The sequence below is a fragment of the Sulfitobacter sp. G5_S2_6_S6 genome (assembly GCF_054968505.1).
The window spans coordinates 1-276 of sequence record NZ_JBQKUI010000035.1; the positions used below are offsets into that span (position 1 = coordinate 1).

Here is a 276-nt window from a genome sequence, read left to right on the forward strand (position 1 = left end):
TTCTACAAGCTGAAGTCCAAGTATGGCGGCATGGAGGTGTCGGAGGCCTCGAGGCTGAAGGCGCTGGAGGACGAGAACGCCAAGCTGAAGCGGCTGCTGGCCGATACGATGCTGGACAATGTGGTTCTGAAGGATCTTCTGGGAAAGAACTGACGACGCTGACCAAGCGGCGAGAGGCGGCGCTCAGGGCGCTGCGGGATCACGGCATCTCGCAGCGCCGGGCCTGTCGGCTTGTCGGTGTCGACCCAAAGACAATCCGGCGCGAACGCCCGCCGG

Annotated in this window: 1 pseudogene; it reads left to right on the forward strand. The window is 63.4% G+C overall.

The window, feature by feature from the left end:
* Positions 1 to 276 (forward strand): annotated as a pseudogene (locus ACTRWK_RS17540) (transposase); the annotation flags it as partial.